This is a genomic window from Nocardiopsis dassonvillei subsp. dassonvillei DSM 43111, assembly GCF_000092985.1.
Classification (GTDB): domain Bacteria; phylum Actinomycetota; class Actinomycetes; order Streptosporangiales; family Streptosporangiaceae; genus Nocardiopsis; species Nocardiopsis dassonvillei.
In genome coordinates this window covers 4,658,568-4,676,690 of the sequence record NC_014210.1, presented here as the reverse complement: position 1 = coordinate 4,676,690, position 18,123 = coordinate 4,658,568, and the positions used below count along the sequence as shown (strand labels likewise).

Sequence of the window (18,123 nt, the reverse complement as noted above, 5' to 3'; positions counted from 1 at the left end):
GCGACCTGCACGCCTCGCGACGCCCGCCGGGCGGACGCCGCCTCACTCCGTGGAACCCGGAACGCACGGGGCTCAGGGCGTTCGCGGCGGGTTTCCGCCGCGGCGGCGAGGGGGTACGGGGGGAACGACCCGGCTCGCGGCGATCGTCGGCTCGGCGACCTCCACCGCGGAGCCGTCACGGCGGCGCACGGTGAGGACACCGTCGTCCCAGGACTCCACGACACCGACGATATCGGTGAAGCCGCCCTCGGGGAGGCGTATTCGTACGGAGACGCGCCGACCGATGTCGGCGGGAGAGATCCTGTGGACCAGACGTCCTCCCATGTGCAAGGAAATGCCCCCCGATTGTGCGCTGGGTGTTCTCCGCCGTCATACTAGGAGTACGACATCTGTGCCAATTGCTTGCAGAGCCCGGGAACAGGGGCGAGGGCGCCCGCACGCCGGTCCCGGCCCGGAGTCTGCGAAGATCCCCGCCTCCCCCGTGGGACGCGGGGGTGAGACAAGGAGTACGACGTGACCTACGTCATCGCGCAGCCCTGTGTTGATGTACTGGACAAGGCGTGCATTGACGAGTGCCCCGTGGACTGCATCTACGAGGGCGACCGCATGCTCTATATCCACCCGGACGAGTGCGTTGACTGCGGTGCGTGTGAGCCTGTCTGCCCGGTGGAGGCCATCTACTACGAGGACGACCTCCCCGAGCAGTGGTCCGACTTCTACAAGGCCAACGTCGACTTCTTCGACGACCTGGGCTCCCCGGGCGGCGCCTCCAAGGTCGGCAAGATCGACCGCGACCACCCGCTCGTGGCCAAGCTGCCGCCGCAGGCCGAGTAGCCCGGCGGCGTGCCGGGCGGGTTCCGGCGCTCCCGAGGCCAGGGAGGACGCCCGCGGCACCCCTATGGCGCAGAGGGTGCGCGGGCCCGACCGGTCCGGCGCGGACGACGTGTCGCGCCGACCCCCGTGGCGGGGGTCGGCGCGATTCCTGTGTGACGTGTGGCCCCGTGTGACCTGTGGCAAAGACCCGACCTGGATGGAGTAAGTGCGATGGCCGAGCGGCGACCCGTGGCGAAGCGGCTCCCGACCTTCCCGTGGGACCGGCTGGCGCCGTACAAGCGCAGGGCCGCCGAGCACCCCGGCGGCATCGTCGACCTGTCCGTCGGCACCCCCGTGGACCCGGTGCCCGCCCTGCTGCGCAAGGCCCTCGCCGACGCCGCCGACGCGCCCGGCTACCCCCAGACCTGGGGCACGCCCGCGCTGCGCGCCTCCGTCGCGGGCTGGCTGGAGCGCCGCCACGGCGTGCGCGTGGCGGAGGGCGCCGTCCTGCCCACCGTGGGCTCCAAGGAGCTCGTGGCCTGGCTGCCCACGCTCCTGGGCCTCGGCGCGGGCGACACGGTCGTCCACCCCGAGCTGGCCTACCCCACCTACGACATCGGCGCGCGCGTGGCCGGGGCCACCCCGGTGGCCTCCGACGGCCTCACCTCCCTCGGCCCCGCCCCCGTCGGACTGGTGTGGGTGAACTCGCCGAGCAACCCGACCGGCCGGGTCCTGGGCACCGCGCACCTGCGCAAGGTGGTGGAGTGGGCCCGCGAGCGCGGCGCGATCGTGGCCTCCGACGAGTGCTACCTCGACCTGGGCTGGGACGGCGCCGAACCGGTGTCCATCCTGCACCCGGACGTGTGCGGCGGATCCCACGACAACCTGCTGGCCGTGCACTCGCTGTCCAAGCGCTCCAACCTGGCCGGGTACCGCGCGGCCTTCGTCACCGGGGACCCCGCGCTGGTCGAGGAGCTGCTGGCGGTGCGCAAGCACGCCGGGATGATCGTCCCCGCGCCCGTCCAGGCGGCCATGGGCGCCGCCCTGGACGACGACGCGCACGCCACCGAGCAGAAGGAGCGCTACCGGTCCCGCCGTGCCAGGCTGCGCGAGGCCCTGGAGGGCGCGGGCTGGCGCATCGAGCACTCCGACGCCGGGCTGTACCTGTGGGCCAGCCACCCCGACCACGACGCCTGGGGCGCGGTGGCCCACCTGGCCGAACGCGGCGTGCTGGTCGCTCCCGGGGACTTCTACGGCCCGGCGGGCGCCGGGCACGTGCGCGTGGCGTTCACCGCCACCGACGAGCGGGTCGAGGCCGCGGCCGAGCGCCTGGCCTGAGCCGGGGCCGCCGTCCGGGCGGCCCCGCCGGTCGTCCACAGGCGGGCGGAGGCGGTGGCCGCCGCGTGCGGGGGTGTGGTCCCCTTGTCGTATCGGGGGCCCACCCGTCCCGGTGCCATGCGGCGTGCCCGCCTGCCCGCCCGGGCCGCCGGGAGACCGGCGCGCGGGACCGTGCCGCGGTCCACCATCCGAGCCGGTCCGCCACCCGACCCGGCCCGCGGCCGGCCCGGATCACTCCAGGACCAGGCCGCCCCCGGTGTCGCCCCCGTCGGCCGCCGCCCAGTCCTCGGAGTCGCCGGTGCCGTCCGAGGCCCGCCACCGCTGCCCGTCGTAGGACACCGACGTCAGCCCGTACTCCTCGGCGTGGGCCACCGCCCACAGGGCCATCGCCCAGCCCAGGTCACCGGTCCGCGGCTCCTCGTCCCCGTCCAGCGGCAGGTCCGCCGGGGCGGTGCCGAACACCCGCTCCATCTCCTCCAGGGCGGCGTCCGCGTCCGCCTCGCCCGACCGCAGGTCCGCCAGCCCCTCGGCGCCGTACCAGCACGTCAGCGCGGCCCCCTGCGCGCCGGTGAAGACCTCGGCCATCCGCGTGGACAGGCGCTCGTGCTGGTCGTAGGCGTAGCCGTCGGCGCTGCGCTGCACCGCCTGGGCCGCCTCGTAGACCGGGATGGACTCCCAGCCCTCCACCTCCACCAGCTCCTCGTAGAACGAGCTGCTGGCGTACACCGGGTCCAGGATCTGCTCCGGGTCGCCCCACTCCTGCGAGGGCCGCTGCTGGAACAGCCCCAGGGAGTCCCGGTCGCCGTACTCCACGTTGTAGAACGCCGACTCCTGCCACACCGTCGCGAAGGCGATCGTCACGGCCTCCGGGGGCAGGTCCTGGCCGAACGCCACGCCTCCCACCGTGGCCGCGCTCGCGGCCTGGGCGTTCTCCATCGAGTACCGGCCGTCGGCCATCGTCAGGCGGCACCCGGGCTCGGGCGGGGGAGTGGTGTCGATCGGCTCGAACGTGGTCAGCACGTAGTAGGCCCCGGCGACGAGCGAGCCGCAGACGAGGACCAGGGAGAGCAGGATCTTGACGAAGGCGGAGAGCCTCCGGCGCTTACTGGGCACGGGCGAACCAAGGGTCGGCGACAGGTGGGCGCTCCGCACCGGCAGGGGGCGTCGCGCGGGGGCGCACGCGGCGCCACGGCCGCATTGTAGCCGCCGCCGGGGCGGGCGTCGGGTCGTGCGCGAAGGTGACGGCCGCCTCGGGGAGGGGGTGCCCCCGCACCCGGAGCGAGCGGCTAACGTGTGTGCACATGACCAGCTCGTACTCCAGCCCGCTGCCCGACCGCATCGACGAACTCTGGGAGAGCCGCGCCGAGCTCACGCCCGGCCACACCGAGGCCCGTGAGACCATCATCGGCGCGATCGACCAGATCGACGAGGGCAAGGCCCGCGTGGCCTTCGTCGACCCCTCCACCGACGAGGTCGTCGTCGACGAGCGCGCCAAGCGCTCCATCCTCCTCGGCTTCAAGGTCCTGGAGATGAAGGAGTCGCACGTCGGCGACTTCTACCACCACGACCGTATGCCGCTCAAGACCCGCTTCGACGGCGTCCGCGTCGTCGCCGGGGCGATCGCCCGCTGGGGCTCCTACCTCGCCCCCGGTGTCGTCCTGATGCCGTCCTTCACCAACATCGGCGCCCACGTCGGTTCCGGCACGATGGTCGACACCTGGGCCACGGTCGGCTCCTGCGCGCAGGTCGGCGAGAACGTCCACCTGTCCGGCGGCGTCGGCGTCGGCGGCGTCCTCGAACCGCCGCAGGCCTCCCCGGTGGTCATCGAGGACGACGCCTTCCTCGGCTCCCGCAGCATGGTCGTCGAGGGCGCCCGCGTGCGCAAGGGCGCCAAGCTCGGCGCGGGCACCATCCTCACCTCCTCCACCCGCGTGTTCGACGCCGAGACCGGCGAGGAGCTGCCGCGCGGCGAGGCCCCGGCCTGGTCGGTGTGCGTCACCGCCAACCGCGCCAAGAGCTTCCCCGGCGGCGACTTCGGCATGCCGGTGCTGCTCGTGCTCAGGCGCCTGAAGGAGGGCGAGGAGCACGACAAGCTCGCGCTCAACGACCTGCTCCGCGAGCACGGCGTCAACGCCTGACCCGTCCGCACCCGACCGGGGCGCCCTTCCGCACGGGGAGGGCGCCCCGGTCGTCCGTCAGGGCTGGTTCTCGCCGTCCCCCGGTTGCCCCAGACTGGGGTATCGACAGTCACCGGGGGCGCGGACCCCCGGCCCAACGGCTTCCCGACCTCACCGAAACGGGGCGACACATGCTTGACCTGACCTCGGACGCCGCGGCCCTGACCGCCGCCCTCGTGGACATCCGATCCGAGAGCGGCGACGAGAAGGTCCTCGCCGACGCGGTCGAGGGCGCCCTGTCGGCCCTGCCCCACCTGCGCGTCAGCCGCGACGGCGACGCCGTCGTCGCCCGCACCGACCTGGGCCGCCCCCGCCGCGTCGTCATCGCCGGGCACATCGACACCGTCCCCATCGTGGACAACGTGCCCTCCCGCGTCGTCGGCGACCGCCTCTACGGGTGCGGCACCTCGGACATGAAGGCCGGTGTCGCCGTCCAGCTCAGGCTGGCCGCCCTGGTCGCCGAGCCGGTGCACGACGTCACCTACGTCTTCTACGACAACGAGGAGGTCGACGCCTCCCGCAACGGCCTGCTCCGCCTGGCCCGCAACCACCCCGAGTGGCTGGCGGGGGACTTCGCGGTCCTCATGGAGCCCACCGACGGCGTCATCGAGGGGGGCTGCCAGGGCACCATGCGCGTGGAGGTCACCACCCGGGGCAAGCGCGCCCACAGCGCCCGCTCCTGGATGGGCGTGAACGCCATCCACGGCGCCGGAGCCGTCCTGGACGTCCTGCGCGCCTACACCCCGCGCGAACCCGAGGTGGAGGGGCTGCGCTTCCACGAGGGCCTCAACGCCGTGGCCATCGAGGGCGGGGTCGCGGGCAACGTCATCCCCGACGAGTGCGTGGTCCGGGTCAACTACCGCTTCGCCCCCGACCTGTCCGTCGCCGACGCCGAGGCGCACCTGCGCGAGGTCTTCGACGGGTTCGAGCTCGCCGTGGTCGACGCCGCCGCCCCCGCCCGGCCCGGGCTGGACAAGCCCTCGGCAGCGGCGTTCGTCACCGCGGTGGGGGAGGGCAGCGCCCGCGCCAAGCTCGGCTGGACCGACGTCTCCCGCTTCTCCGAGCTGGGCGTGCCCGCCGTCAACTACGGCCCCGGCGACCCGACGCTCGCCCACACCAAGGACGAGTACGCCGAGATCCCCCGCATCCACGAGGCCGAGGAGCGCATGGTCGCCTGGTTGTCGGGCGCCCGCTGAGCCCCCGCCGCGCCCCGGCCGACGGATCCCTGACCAGCCCCGACACCGGCCGGGGCGGCGAAAAGGCCGTTGGTGGTCACCCCCGTGAAACGTGTGGTTCAGGTGTGAGCCGGTTCCACGCGGATAGCTTTACGTCATGACGGAAGAAGAAGAGACCGTACGACGCGCAGGGCCCCTCACCTACCGGGGCGACTCCATCCCCAACACCACCACCGACCAGCGCCTCCTCGACCAGCGGGGACCCACGGACTGGGTGCACACCGACCCGTGGCGGGTGCTGCGCATCCAGTCGGAGTTCGTGGAGGGCTTCGGCCTGCTCTCGGAGCTGCCCTCGGCGGTGAGCGTGTTCGGCTCGGCCCGTCTGCGCCCCGGCAACCGCTACTACGACATCGGCGTCCAGATGGGCGCCAAGCTGGCGGAGGCCGGGTACGCCACCATCACCGGCGGCGGTCCGGGGATGATGGAGGCGGTCAACAAGGGCGCCCAGCAGGCGGGCGGGCTGTCGGTCGGACTCGGCATCGAGCTGCCGTTCGAGCAGTCGCTCAACGACTACGTCGACATCGGGGTGACCTTCCGGTACTTCTTCGTCCGCAAGACGATGTTCGTGAAGTACTCTCAGGCGTTCGTGGTCCTGCCCGGGGGCTTCGGCACCCTGGACGAGCTGTTCGAGGCGGCCACCCTCGTGCAGACCAACAAGGTCACCCGCTTCCCGATCGTGCTGGTCGGCACCGAGTTCTGGGGCGGGATGCGGGACTGGATCCGCTCCAGCCTGCTGGAGAACCAGCTCATCAAGTCGCACGACATGGAGCTGGTCCAGGTGACCGACGACCTCGACGAGGTGGTCGACATCATCCGCAAGTCCCACCTGGACATCCACCGCCAGCACGTGCAGTCGGAGGAGCAGCCCGGCCCGGAGCAGTAGGGGGACGACGGGGGAACGGCGCACGGCGTACGGGCCGTGCGCCGTTCCGGCGCTGGCGGCGCGGCGGGTGCGGCCCCGGCCGAGCGCGAGGGCCGTACCCGGCCCGGGCGGCGTGTGGCACGATCGTGTCCGTGCCTGTTCTCATCATGGTCCTCGTCGCCGCCGCCGCGCTCGCCGTCCTCGTGGGCGTCGTCTACATCGTGCTGGGCAAGGGCGGCCAGCTCGCCCGCTTCGAGGCCGACCACCCCCCGCTCGCCCTGCCCGAAGACCGGCCCGTCAAGGCGTTCGACCTGGGCCGCCTGATGCTGCCCCTGGCCATGTGGGGCTACCACGTGCGCGCCGTGGACGAGCTGCTGCTGCGCCTCACCGCCACGCTGCGCGAGCGCGAGGAGCGCATCGAGGACCTGGAGTGGCGCCTGTCGCGCCTGGACCCGTCCTACGTTCCGGAGGGCACCGGCCCGATCCCCGGGGCGCACCTGCCCGGCGACGCCTACGCCCCCGAGCAGGGCGCGCGCGGCCCCGCCGCGGTCGGGAGCACCGCGGTCGCGGGCTTCCGGCCCGGGGGCCCGACCGGACCGGGGGACTCCGCCGCCCGGGGTTCCGCGTCCGCCGGTGCCGCGGGGACCACCGCGCCCATGGATGTCACAGGGGCCACCGCGCCCACCGAGGTCATCGAGGGCGCCGAGGCCGAGGACACCCGGGAGGCCGCGGACGAGCGGGAGACCGGGGAGGAGGCGGAGGGCGCCGCGCGCTCGGAGGGCCCCGGGGACCCCGGGTTCCCCCGGAGCCCCGAGCCCGCCCCGGGCTCCGGGGGAGCGGAGGGTTCCGACGGGGCCGGGGCTCCGGGGGACCCGACGGCCGCCGTGACCGGGGAACGCCCCGAGGCGGCGGGAGGTTCCGGGACCGCGGACGCCTCCGACGCCTCCCCCTCGCGCGGCGACGAGCGCTGACCCCGCACCCAAAGCTGTGGCGCGGGTCACGTTTGGCGGTACCGTGCTGACCTGGCGTTCGCCTTCTTCTATGCCGTGCATCACAGCCCCCGCGCGGTTATCGGGCGAAACCCGCGGGTTCGGGTGCTCTATCCTCGGTCGCTGTATCCGCGTTCCCCCCGCTCCGCCGGAGCGGGTGCATCACCGTTGAGGATGGCGAGGATGGACACAGCAGCCGAACTGGAGTCGGGAGCCGACGATCGGCGCGAAGGGCCCGCTTCCTCCGTGACAGCCGCCTCCCCCGTGCAGCTGTCCCTGTGGCCGCCGCCCCGGTCGACCCGGCACAGCGGCAGGCGCCGCCGCCAGTTCACCGTTCTGGGCGCGGCCGCGCTGGCCGTCCTCCTGGTCGGCGGAGGGGCCACCGCGTGGGCCCTGCTGGCCGACGGCGAAGAGACCGCGCAGGAGGCCGTCGCCCCGGCGGAGGACTTCGTCGGAGCCTGGGCGGGCGAGATGGTCCAGGTGAACACCGAGGGCCAGCACGTCGCCGACTGGCACGCCGAGGTGCGGATCGAGGAGGGCGCCGAGCGCGGCAGCACCGCCTGGACGACCTTCACCTGCTCGGGGACGCTCGTGCTGTCCGCGGGCGACAACGACCGGCGCGTCTACGCCTACACCGAGACCGCCGACCCCGAGGACCGCTGCGTCGACGAGGCCGAGCTGACCCTGGCGCCCGCCGCGGACGGCGGTCTGAGGGCGGAGTGGTCCTCGGTCACCGATGAGGGCACCCGGATGACGTCGACGGGTCCCCTGAGCTGATCCGGTCGTCCGGATCGCCGCCCTCCCCGGGCGCCGGTTCGACCGCCTGGAGGCGGTGCCGTTCCGGATCCGCCCGACCTTGGCCCCCGGGGCCCGGATTCCCTGTGGGGACGAAAGCGCAGGTCGGAGATGTTGTTCAGGTGACGCCGGACTGTCGGGTCCGGCCCACCGCCCCCGGGCGGGGCTGACGCGGATCCCCGTGCACTCAGCGGGTTTCGGCCAGTACCGATATAACCTTACTGACCGACGTTTCCTCGTTGGTGGAAACCGCCGGAGGCGGCCCGGCCGCCGACCGGCGCACACACGGGGGCCAACCTCCGAGATAATGGTCGGAGAGTGATTCACGTCCCCCAAGCCACACGGGCGAGAGTCACGCGGAACCGGCCTACGGCTCCGGAGCCGAGACGGGCCAAGCGGATCGGCGCCGGTGCTGTGGGTCGGCCCCGGTCACCCGCGAGGAAACACCTAGAAAGGGGAATGGCATGGCGGCGATGAAGCCGAGGACCAGCGACGGGCCGATGGAGGTCACCAAGGAGGGTCGCGGCATCATCATGCGGGTCCCGCTGGAGGGGGGCGGACGCCTGGTCGTCGAGCTGACGCCGGCCGAGGCGACCGAGCTCCGGGACGCGCTCAAGGGTGTCGTCGGCTAGGTCCGGCACCACGTTCTTCCCTCCCCCACCCGGGCCGGAACGCCCGACGGCCCCCCGAGGTCGTAGACCCCCATGACAGCGAACGATTGTGAGCGGCCTGTGCCATTCGCCACGGAGATCCAGCCCCGTTCGGGGAGCCTCGCCGAATCCACCGCGGACCTGCTGGTCCTTCCCGTCCTCTCGGGAGACGGCGGACCCGCGGAGGTCGAAGGGGTCGCCGAGGGCGGCCTGACACAGGTGCTTCCGGCTCCGCTCGGCGATCTGTTCGCGCACTACTCGCTCACCGGGAAACCCGGTGAGCTGGCCCAGTTCCCGGTGCCCCGGGACCAGGGGCTGGTACGGCTGGCCCTTCTGGGGGTCGGTTCGGGTTCCCCCGACGACCTCCGGAAGGCCGGCGCAGCCCTGTCCCGGGCCGCCCGGGGAAGAGAGCGGGCCGCCCTGGCCTGGCCGGGTGTCGGCGGCGACGCCGCCACCGCCTTCGCCGAGGGCGCCCTCCTGGCCTCCTACACCTTCAGCCTCAAGACCGCCGAACCCCCGGCGGACAAGCGTCCCGCCCCGGTGGTCGAGGTGGTGGACCCGGGCGCCGGGGACCTCGCCGACGCGCTGGAGCGCGGCACCCGGCTGGCCGCGGCCACCGCCCTGGCCCGCGACCTCATCAACACCCCGTCCATGGTCAAGGACCCCGCGTGGATGGCCGCGCGCGCCAGCGAGGTCGCCGCGGACTCCGGCCTCCAGGTGCGGGTCTGGGACGAGGCGGAGCTGGAGCGCGACGGCTTCGGCGCGATCCTCGCCGTCGGCCGGGGCTCCTCACGCCCCTCCCGGCTGGTGCAGCTCTCCTACACCCCCGAGAACCCCACCGCGCACGTGGTGCTGGTCGGCAAGGGCATCACCTTCGACACCGGCGGCCTCTCGCTCAAGCCCAACGACAACATGTCGCTGATGAAGACCGACATGAGCGGCTCGGCGGTCGTGCTCGCCGTGCTGTCCGCGCTGTCGGCCGTGGGCGCCTCGGTGCGGGTGACCGGTCTGCTGGCCCTGGCCGAGAACGCCTTCGGCGGCGACGCCACACGCATCGGCGACGTGCTCACCACCTACGGCGGCACGACCGTCGAGGTGCTCAACTCCGACGCCGAGGGCCGCCTGGTCCTGGCCGACGCCATGGGTTACGCGGTCGCCGAGCTGGCCCCGGACGTGCTCGTGGACGTGGCCACGCTCACCGGCGCGGCCAAGGTCGCGCTCGGTACGGGCACGGGCGCCCTGTACAGCACCGACGACGCGCTGGCCGCCGAGATCGAGACCGCGGGCCGGGCCTCCGGCGAGCCGCTGTGGCGGATGCCGCTGACCGAGGAGTACGTCGAGACCACCGAGTCCCGCGTGGCGGACCTGGCCAACATCGGCACCCGTCGCGAGTTCGGCCCGGCCGGCGCCACCGACGCCGCCCTGTTCCTGCGCGAGTTCACCGGCGGCGTGCCCTGGGCCCACCTGGACATCGCCGGTCCCGGCCGGTCGACCAAGGAGAGCGGCCTGCTCAGCAAGGGCGGCACCGCCTTCGCCACGCGCACGCTGCTGCGCTGGCTCGCCGAGCGCTAGCCGAGCCCCCGGGCCGGGTGCCCGTGCGTCACACCGGTGACGGCCCGGTCAGCGGGTCCGGTCCGGGAGTTCCTGCCGCCCCGGCGGGGGACCTCACCCCGGCAGGGCGCGCTGGAACTCGTGCATGCGCTCCACCGGGCGAAAGCCCAGGCGCAGGTTGACCCGGCGCATGGGGGCGTTGTCCGGGGCGTTCCAGGTGCGGACCTGGACCCGCTCGGGGAACTCCGCGGCCAGCGTCTCCAGGTTGCGCAGCTTCAGCGCCGAGCCCAGGCGGTTGCCCCGGTGCTCGGGCGCCACCAGGGTGTCCTCCTGGTAGGCCGAGCACTCCCCCTCGGGCAGGGCGATCTCGCTGTACCCGGCCAGGCCGCCGGTGGCGGCCCTGGCCGCGCAGACCAGCGTGCGGTACCGCTGGGCGCGGCGGCGCTCCTCCTGGTCACGCACGCGCGCGGGGTCCCAGAGCCCCCGCTCGAAGGCCGCATCCCCGAGCGGGACGTCGGCCTGCATCCGCGTGCGCAGCCGCGCGTAGTCGGCCAGCAGCTCCTCCGGGCACGTGTCCGTCCAGGTCAGCAGCTCGTAACGGGACCCGAGGGCGAGCACGTCGGCGCCGACCTCCTCGCGGACCCGCGCGGCCAACGGAAGTTCCAGGACGTAGTAGTCCTCCTCGTGGACCGCCGCGAACCCGCGCGCGAGCGCGAAGCGGACGCCGGGCCAGTCCTCGAAGGAGCGGTCCGAGGGCAGCTGGACCTCGCCCAGCGCGGTCGTGCGCCCCTCCTCGGCCAGGACGCGCTCGGCGTGCTCCCACAGGCGGGTTCCGTGGCCGCGGCGCCGCGTCGCGACGGGCACGTTGACGTCGACCTCGGCCAGGTGCAGGTTGTCCCGGTCCCCGAACTCCAGCAGGAGCGCGCCCGCCACCCCGCCGTCCTCCCCGTGGGCCGCGTAGGCCAGGGCCCGCCGTTCGCCCCCGCGTCCGCGGAGCACCGCGCGCAGGGAGTCCGGGTGGGGGAGCGGGACCACCCCGGGGTCGCGGTCGGCGAGCGAGGCCGCCCGCACGGCCGCGTACCAGGAGTCGAAGGCGGCTGGGTCGGTGCCGTCGACGCGGCTGATCACCGTCGGCCGGGTTCCTGGTGGATGGCGGCCAGCAGTCCCTCGCCCACCGGCATCAGCATGGGGATGAACTCCTCCCCCTCCCGCACGCGGCGGATCACCTCGCGCACGGCGGTCTCGCGGGGGTCGGGCACGCGCAGCGGCCCGTCCGGCTCGCTGGAGGCCACCATGGCGCCGTTGAACACTGCCATCCCGCCCCGGCGCAGCAGGCGCAGCGCCTCGTCCATGTACAGGGGGTAGGACACCGCGTCGGCGTCCACGAACACCAGGTCGTACCCGCCGTCGGTCAGCCTCGGCAGCACGTCCAGGGCCGTCCCGCGGATCAGCCGGGCACGTCCGGGGCCGAAACCGGCGCGGGAGTACGCCGAGCGCGCGTAGTCCTGGTAGGCGGCGTTGGTGTCCACCGTGGTCAGGATCCCGTCCGGGGCCATCCCCCGCAGCAGCCAGATCCCCGAAACCCCGCATCCGGTGCCGATCTCCACCACGGAGCGGGCGCCGATGGAGGCGGCCAGGAAGCGCAGGGCCGTGCCCGTCGCCGCGTCCACCGGCGGGGCCGACGACCGGCTGCCCGCCTCGTAGGCGTCCGCCAGGGGCTCGTCCTCCATGGCGTCCTGCTCGAACCGGGACTGCTCGGCGCGGACCCAGGTGATCCGGGCCGCGGTCTCCTCCGGGCTGGCGATAACGGCCTCCCACAGCGTTCACGTGTCTGGTGGGGCTCTGACCAGCGGGTGGTCACCCACCGTAGAATGTCGGTCGCGGCCAGGTCATGTCCCTGGCAAAAGACTAGCCTGAACCGGACCGAACTCCGAGCGTTGTGGCGGGAACTTAATCCACGTCCCCGGGCGTTGAAACGGGATGAACGTACGTTGATCGCCACGAAGCAAACTCCCCCTGACCAACCTGGCGGCGAATCGACGGGATGAAGGGAGCAGCGGTGCCAGAGTCCGGCCCTGCCGTGGAATTCGAGGCATGGGAACCCCCGAGCTGGGACGAGGTCGTGCGGACCCACTCCCCGCGCGTGTACCGGCTCGCCTACCGGCTGACCGGCAACAAGCACGACGCCGAGGACCTCACGCAGGAGGTCTTCATCCGGGTCTTCCGCTCGCTGGCCAACTACACCCCCGGCACCTTCGAGGGGTGGCTGCACCGCATCACCACCAACCTCTTCCTCGACACGGCCCGCCGCCGGGCCCGCATCCGCTTCGAGGGCCTTGCCGAGAACGCCGACGAGCGCCTGGAGGGCCGCGAGCCCTCCCCCGCGCAGCGCTACGACGACCGGCACTTCGACGCCGACATCCAGTCCGCCCTGGACGCGCTGCCCGCCGAGTTCCGCGCCCCGGTCGTCCTGTGCGACATCGAGGGGCTCTCCTACGAGGAGATCGCGGCGACGCTCGACGTCAAGCTCGGCACCGTCCGCAGCCGGATCCACCGGGGCCGGGCCCAGCTGCGCCGGGCCCTGGAGCACCGGCGGTCCCTGGCCGCCGACAACGAGGCGCGCAGCGGCGGAAACGTCATCAACGGGGAGGCGGAGTGAGTATGGACCACCTCGGAGAGCGGCTCTCCGCGCTCGTCGACGGCGAGCTCGGCCCGGTCGACCACGAGAGCGCCCTCATCCACCTGGCCAAGTGCGAGTCGTGCCGCTTCGAGGCCGACATGATGCGCCGCCTCAAGCGCCGCCTGCACGGCCTGTGCGAGCCCGAGCCCGACATGGACTTCATGGGACGGCTCACCAGCCTGTCCCGCGACCACGGACCCTCGGACCGGGGCCCCTCCGGCCCCTCCGTCGGCGGAACCGGCTTCGGCAGCAGTCCGCCCCTGGGCTCCTCGCGCCCCCTGGGCGGCTTCCCCGGCGGCGCCCTGGCCGCCGTGCCCCCGACCGCGGGGGGCACTCCGCCCGCCGCGGGCGGCCCGGCCCCCTCACGGCCGGAGCGCGCCGCCGCGCCCGGGCGCCGCCGCCGCGGCGACCGCCTCGCGCACCTGTTTCCGGCCTTCCCCGGCGGCCGCTACGCCGTCGCGGGCTTCGCCGTGGCCACGGCCCTGCTCGGCAGCGCGTTCGTGGCCGGGGGCGAGGCCGAGGAGACGCCCGTGGTCGAGCCCCGCCTGGCCGACTACGCGGTCGAGCACGCGTTGACCAGCCGCAACATCCCGGTGGTCGACGCGCGGCCCACCGCCGCCGAAGCCCCCCACGGCCCCACCGAAACCACCCGGTGAGCGCGGAGGAACCCTCCTCCGCGCGCTCCGCCCCGGTCACGATCCTCGTCGTGGCACTGCTGTGCGCGCTGCTGCTCACGGCCGCCGCGCACCCCCATCCCACCGCCGTCCCGGCCGAGGGGGAGGACGACGGGATGTCGGTGCTGCACCGCGCCGCCGCAGCGGAGGACGAGGTCGCCTACTCGGCCGTGCGCGAGGTCACCGGACCGGAGGACACGGAGGGCGGGCAGTCCGCCGAGGGCCGGACGCTGCGCGTGCGCGTGGTGAACAGGCCCGGCGAAGGCATCGCCCTGGCGCCCGTCGGAGACGAGGAGTCCGCCCTGGTGGTGGACGCGTCCTCGGCCCTGGAGTCGTTGGACGACCGCCTGCTCAGCATGCTCGGCGACATCTACGCCGTCTCGGACGCGGGCCCCGCCCGCCTGGACGGCCGGGAGGCCCGCCTGGTGGAGGCCAGGCACGCCGACGGCACCGTCGCCGGGCGGTTCTGGGTGGACACCGCCACCGGCCTGCTCCTGGGCCGGACCGTCTACGGCACCGGCGGCGAGCACGCGATCGGCTTCCGCCTCACGGGGCTCGAACTGGGGGAGGAGGACTGGCCGGAGGAGGCGCTCGGAGACTCCCCCTGGAGCGACACCCTCACCCGCACCGAGCGCGCGGACCTGCGCGCGGAGGAGTGGCCCCTCCCGGAGTACCTGGCCTGGAACCTGCGGCTGGTCGACGCCCGGTCCACCGAGCACGGCGGGCACCGCGTGGTGCACGCCGTCTACTCGGACGGTCTGTCCCAGGTGTCGGTTTTCACCCAACGTGGGAAGCTGGGCAGCAAGCATTCCCCCACAGAACCGAACGGATACGCCGGAACCGGGACGGGGGGAAGCGGCGTCACACCACAACACGGCACGATCTTCGGCGGTGACGCGGGCCAGTACCAGAGCATGTGGCAGGCGAACGGCTTCGTCTACACGGTGCTCGCGGACGCCCCCGCGGGGCTGGCCTCGTCCGCCGTGTCCGCGCTGCCCGGGCCGGGTTCGGGTTTCTGGGCCCGCGTGCACCGCGGTCTGTCCCGGCTGGGGTTCCTCTAGGGCTCCGGCCGGTCCCGTGCCGTCCCACAGCCGAGCGACTTACGGAGCAGGTCTTGAGCGAGGAAAACGGCCGCCCGGAACACGGGGGAGAGCCCGGCCGGGCGACCCCGCCGGGCGGTGGAACACCCCCTGAGCGCGCCGCGCCCGGTCCGGCGAACGCGCCGGACCGGGCGCCCGCGGAGCGCCCCCGGTGGCCCGCCCGGGCCGCCGGAAGGCCGTCGGCACCCTCCCGGAACGCCTCCGCGGACCAGGGCGACCCCGCGCCCCCGCGCCACCCCGGGCCGCTCCCGCAGCCCGGACAGGGAGTCCCCGGAGCGCAGGCCGCCCCCACCCCGCCTCCCGGCAGTGGAGACCCCATGAACCTTGACCCCGGACCGGGCGAGCAGCCCGGCGCCCCCCGATCCGACCAGGCCTCCGCGCACCCCGTGGGCGGAGGGTTCCCCGGTTCCGCCAACCCCTCCGGTCCCGCCGTCTACGGCGCTTCCGCCGCCAACCCCGGCTCCGGTGATCCCTCGGGCTCCACCGCCCACACCAGCTTCGCCAACCCCTCCGGTCCCGGCCACCCGGGTATCGGCGGTCCCTCCGGTCCTGCCAATCCCATGAACCCCGGCGCTCCTTCGGCTCCCGGGCAGCACACCGGCCACACCGGTCAGTCTGCCGCCCACGGCGGCTACGCGACGGCCTTCCAGGCGGGGCACGCCGCCCCCGGCCCGGGCGCTCCGCCCCCCGGTGTCCCCGGACCCCACACGACCGGCCCCCACAGCGCCCCGCAGCCCCCCGCGCCCAAGCGGCCCCGGCGCGGCGTCCCGGTGTGGATGGCGCTGTCGGGCATGCTCGTCGTCGCGCTCATCGCCGGAGGCGCCGGCGGTGTCGCGGGCAACCTCCTCGACGGCTCCTCCACTGACGAGGCCGCGCAGGAGGAGGGTCCGGTCATGAACGAGCCGCCGCCCGAGGCCCCCCGGCGCGACCCCGACACCATCGCCGGTGTGGCCCAGCGGGTCAGCCCGAGCGTGGTGTTCATCCACAGCGCCGATCCCACCATCCCGAGCAGCGGCTCCGGGTTCGTCATCGACGGGAACTACGTGGTGACCAACGACCACGTCTCCGCCGGTCTGGAGGCGGACGGCATCGTCGTGGAGTACAGCGACGGCAGCCTCTCCAGCGCCTCCGTGGTCGGCTCCGACCCCAGCTCCGACCTCGCGGTGCTGTCGCTGGACGACCCGATCGACGTCGAGCCGCTCCAGTTCGGCGACTCCGAGCAGGTCATCGTCGGTGACGAGGTGATCGCCATCGGCGCGCCCCTGGGCCTGTCCGGAACCGTCACGCAGGGCATCATCAGCGCCGTCAACCGCCCGGTCAGCTCCGGCGAGGGCGAGAACGCCAGCCGCTTCTACGCGCTCCAGACCGACGCCGCCATCAACCCGGGCAACTCCGGCGGCCCGCTGGTGGACCTGGAGGGCCGGGTCATCGGGGTCAACTCGATGATCGTCACCATGAGCTCCATGGGGGAGCCCACGGGCAACATCGGCCTGGGCTTCGCGATCCCGTCGGTGGAGGCCGAACGCGTCGTGAACCGCCTCGTCGAGTACGGCGAGACCAGCTACGCCGACATCGGGGCCGAGATCGACCTGGACAGTCCGGTCGCGGGCGCGGTCATCGCCGACGGCGGGGGCGCGGTGGAGAGCGGCGGCCCGGCCGACGAGGCGGGGCTGGAGCCGGGCGACGTCATCCTCTCCCTGGACGGGCGCCCGGTGAACTCGGGCCAGGAGCTGCTCGCCATGCTGCGCAGCCGCAGCCCGGGCGAGGAGGTCGAGGTCGAGTTCGACCGCGACGGCCGACGCGACACCGTCACGGTCACGCTGGGCTCGTCGGACTGACCGGCACGACCGCCCCGGACGCACGCGAGGCCCCCGAGCACGGAGCTCGGGGGCCTCGTCGCCGTTCGGGGCCGCGAGCCCCGTACGAGGTGTCGTCCGGGAGCGCCGGACACGGGCCGCGGCGAAGAGCCGGGTCCGGGGAGGCGCCGCCTAGCGGCCCGCCGGGGAGATGCCCAGCTGCATACCGGCCAGTCCGCGGGGCTTGCCGACCAGGGTCTCGGCGATCGAGGCGATCACCTTGCTGGCCTCGGCCTCGGGCTCGGTCAGCACCAGGGGCTTGCCCTCGTCGCCGCCCTCGCGCAGGCGGGTGTCCAGCGGCACCTGGCCCAGCAGCGGGATGTCGGTGCCCAGCGTCCGGGTGAGGGCGTCGGCGACCGTGCGCCCGCCGCCCTCGCCGAACAGGTGGATCGGCTCCCCGCCGTCCGGCGGCAGGTAGTACGACATGTTCTCGATCACGCCGGCGATCCGCTGGTGGGTCTGGGCGGTGATGGCGCCCGCGCGCTCGGCGACCTCGGCGGCGGCCTGCTGCGGGGTGGTCACCACGAGCAGCTCGGCGTTGGGCAGCAGCTGCGCGGTGGAGATGGCGATGTCGCCGGTGCCCGGGGGCAGGTCCATCAGCAGCACGTCCAGGTCGCCCCAGAACACGTCCGACAGGAACTGCTGGAGGGCGCGGTGCAGCATCGGGCCCCGCCACACCACCGGCTGGTTGCCCTGCGTGAACATGCCGACCGAGATGACCTTGATGTCATGCGCGGTGGGCGGCAGGATCATGTCCTCGACCTTGGTCGGGAAGTCCGACGCGCCGAGCATGCGGGGCACCGAGTGGCCGTAGATGTCGGCGTCCACGACGCCCACCTTGTGGCCCTGGGCGGCCATGGCCGCGGCCAGGTTCACGGTGACGGAGGACTTGCCGACACCGCCCTTGCCGGAGGCGACGGCGAAGACGCGGGTGAGCGAGTTCGGCTTGGCGAAGGGGATCTCCTTCTCCGCCTGGCCGCCGCGCAGCTTGGTCTGGAGTTCCTTGCGCTGCTCGTCGCTCATCACGTCGAGCTCGACGCGCACGGAGGTGACCCCGGCGACCTTGGTCACCGCGGCGGTCACGTCCTTCTCGATACGGCCCTTCATCGGGCATCCGGCCACCGTGAGGTAGACGCCGACGCTCACGGCACCGTCGTCGGCGACGTCGACGCTCTTGACCATGCCGAGATCGGTGATGGGGCGGTGGATCTCCGGGTCTTGCACCGTGGCTAGGGCTTTGTGCACCTGCTCGGTGGATGGTGTGGAGGACATGTGCTCAATCGTAGGTCAGCGGGACGGGACGGCGGCCTGCCGGATCGCTCCCGCGGGCCACCTCGTTCAACGAGGGAGCCGCGTCGCGCATTCCTCCTCCCCGCGGGCCCGTGCCGCGCGCCGCCGCCGAG

Annotated in this window: 17 protein-coding genes and 1 pseudogene; 13 read left to right on the top strand and 5 right to left on the bottom strand. The window is 73.8% G+C overall.

The window, feature by feature from the left end; genetic code table 11:
• Positions 1–72 precede the first annotated feature (72 nt).
• Positions 73–330, bottom strand: a complete 258-nt coding sequence (locus tag NDAS_RS28150; protein ID WP_081461760.1) for a putative acetyltransferase — start codon at positions 328–330, stop codon at positions 73–75.
• 183 nt (positions 331–513) lie between these two features.
• On the opposite strand from NDAS_RS28150, the gene fdxA reads away from it, so the two are divergent.
• Together fdxA and dapC are read left to right on the top strand one after the other, a co-directional pair.
• Positions 514–834 (top strand): ferredoxin, encoded by a 321-nt coding sequence (fdxA, locus tag NDAS_RS19320; RefSeq protein WP_013154907.1) that lies wholly within the window; start codon positions 514–516, stop codon positions 832–834.
• A 210-nt stretch (positions 835–1,044) separates the two neighbouring features.
• Positions 1,045–2,151 (top strand): succinyldiaminopimelate transaminase, encoded by a 1,107-nt coding sequence (gene dapC / locus NDAS_RS19315; RefSeq protein WP_013154906.1) that lies wholly within the window; start codon positions 1,045–1,047, stop codon positions 2,149–2,151.
• Positions 2,152–2,382: 231 nt separating this feature from the next.
• On the opposite strand, the gene NDAS_RS19310 is transcribed toward dapC, so the two are convergent.
• Positions 2,383–3,264, bottom strand: a complete 882-nt coding sequence (locus NDAS_RS19310) for a hypothetical protein (RefSeq protein ID WP_013154905.1) — start codon at positions 3,262–3,264, stop codon at positions 2,383–2,385.
• A gap of 188 nt (positions 3,265–3,452) precedes the next feature.
• Here NDAS_RS19310 and NDAS_RS19305 point away from each other — a divergent pair, with 188 nt between their 5' ends.
• The 7 genes and pseudogenes from NDAS_RS19305 (at position 3,453) to NDAS_RS19280 (ending at position 10,431) form a co-directional block, all read left to right on the top strand.
• Positions 3,453–4,289, top strand: coding sequence for a 2,3,4,5-tetrahydropyridine-2,6-dicarboxylate N-succinyltransferase (locus NDAS_RS19305; RefSeq protein WP_013154904.1), 837 nt, complete (start codon positions 3,453–3,455; stop codon positions 4,287–4,289).
• A 170-nt stretch (positions 4,290–4,459) separates the two neighbouring features.
• The gene (gene dapE / locus NDAS_RS19300) at positions 4,460–5,524 is read left to right on the top strand and encodes a succinyl-diaminopimelate desuccinylase (RefSeq protein ID WP_013154903.1); all 1,065 of its coding nucleotides are present in this window, start codon (positions 4,460–4,462) and stop codon (positions 5,522–5,524) included.
• A 136-nt stretch (positions 5,525–5,660) separates the two neighbouring features.
• A complete protein-coding gene (locus NDAS_RS19295; RefSeq protein ID WP_013154902.1) occupies positions 5,661–6,446 on the top strand; it encodes an LOG family protein in 786 nt (261 codons plus the stop codon).
• Between the two features lie 131 nt (positions 6,447–6,577).
• A pseudogene (locus tag NDAS_RS19290) lies at positions 6,578–6,938 on the top strand (hypothetical protein); the annotation flags it as partial.
• A gap of 659 nt (positions 6,939–7,597) precedes the next feature.
• On the top strand, positions 7,598–8,191 hold the full coding sequence (locus NDAS_RS19285; RefSeq protein ID WP_013154900.1) for a hypothetical protein: 594 nt from the start codon (positions 7,598–7,600) through the stop codon (positions 8,189–8,191).
• Between the two features lie 482 nt (positions 8,192–8,673).
• Positions 8,674–8,841 carry a DUF3117 domain-containing protein gene (locus tag NDAS_RS28145; RefSeq protein WP_013154899.1) on the top strand — a complete coding sequence of 56 codons (168 nt, stop codon included), beginning with the start codon at positions 8,674–8,676 and terminating at the stop codon, positions 8,839–8,841.
• A 99-nt stretch (positions 8,842–8,940) separates the two neighbouring features.
• A complete protein-coding gene (locus tag NDAS_RS19280; protein WP_041552869.1) occupies positions 8,941–10,431 on the top strand; it encodes a leucyl aminopeptidase in 1,491 nt (496 codons plus the stop codon).
• A gap of 93 nt (positions 10,432–10,524) precedes the next feature.
• Here NDAS_RS19280 and NDAS_RS19275 read toward each other — a convergent pair whose 3' ends face one another.
• Entirely contained in the window at positions 10,525–11,538 is a 1,014-nt protein-coding gene (locus NDAS_RS19275; RefSeq protein ID WP_013154897.1) for a GNAT family N-acetyltransferase, read from the bottom strand.
• Positions 11,535–12,140, bottom strand: coding sequence for an O-methyltransferase (locus NDAS_RS19270; RefSeq protein WP_013154896.1), 606 nt, complete (start codon positions 12,138–12,140; stop codon positions 11,535–11,537). The genes NDAS_RS19275 and NDAS_RS19270 overlap by 4 nt, the downstream gene beginning before the upstream one ends.
• A gap of 314 nt (positions 12,141–12,454) precedes the next feature.
• Here NDAS_RS19270 and sigE point away from each other — a divergent pair, with 314 nt between their 5' ends.
• The 4 genes from sigE to NDAS_RS19250 all read left to right on the top strand — a co-directional run bounded on the left by sigE (position 12,455) and on the right by NDAS_RS19250 (position 16,702).
• Positions 12,455–13,069, top strand: a complete 615-nt coding sequence (gene sigE / locus NDAS_RS19265; RefSeq protein WP_013154895.1) for an RNA polymerase sigma factor SigE — start codon at positions 12,455–12,457, stop codon at positions 13,067–13,069.
• Between the two features lie 2 nt (positions 13,070–13,071).
• Positions 13,072–13,746 carry an anti-sigma factor family protein gene (locus NDAS_RS19260; protein WP_013154894.1) on the top strand — a complete coding sequence of 225 codons (675 nt, stop codon included), beginning with the start codon at positions 13,072–13,074 and terminating at the stop codon, positions 13,744–13,746.
• Positions 13,743–14,825: a LolA-like protein gene (locus tag NDAS_RS19255; protein WP_013154893.1), complete on the top strand. Its 1,083-nt coding sequence runs from the start codon at positions 13,743–13,745 to the stop codon at positions 14,823–14,825. Before NDAS_RS19260 ends, NDAS_RS19255 begins: the two co-directional genes overlap by 4 nt.
• 815 nt (positions 14,826–15,640) lie before the next feature.
• Positions 15,641–16,702, top strand: a complete 1,062-nt coding sequence (locus NDAS_RS19250) for a S1C family serine protease (RefSeq protein ID WP_041553237.1) — start codon at positions 15,641–15,643, stop codon at positions 16,700–16,702.
• A 150-nt stretch (positions 16,703–16,852) separates the two neighbouring features.
• Here NDAS_RS19250 and NDAS_RS19245 read toward each other — a convergent pair whose 3' ends face one another.
• Positions 16,853–17,992 carry an Mrp/NBP35 family ATP-binding protein gene (locus NDAS_RS19245; RefSeq protein ID WP_013154891.1) on the bottom strand — a complete coding sequence of 380 codons (1,140 nt, stop codon included), beginning with the start codon at positions 17,990–17,992 and terminating at the stop codon, positions 16,853–16,855.
• Positions 17,993–18,123: the final 131 nt, after the last annotated feature.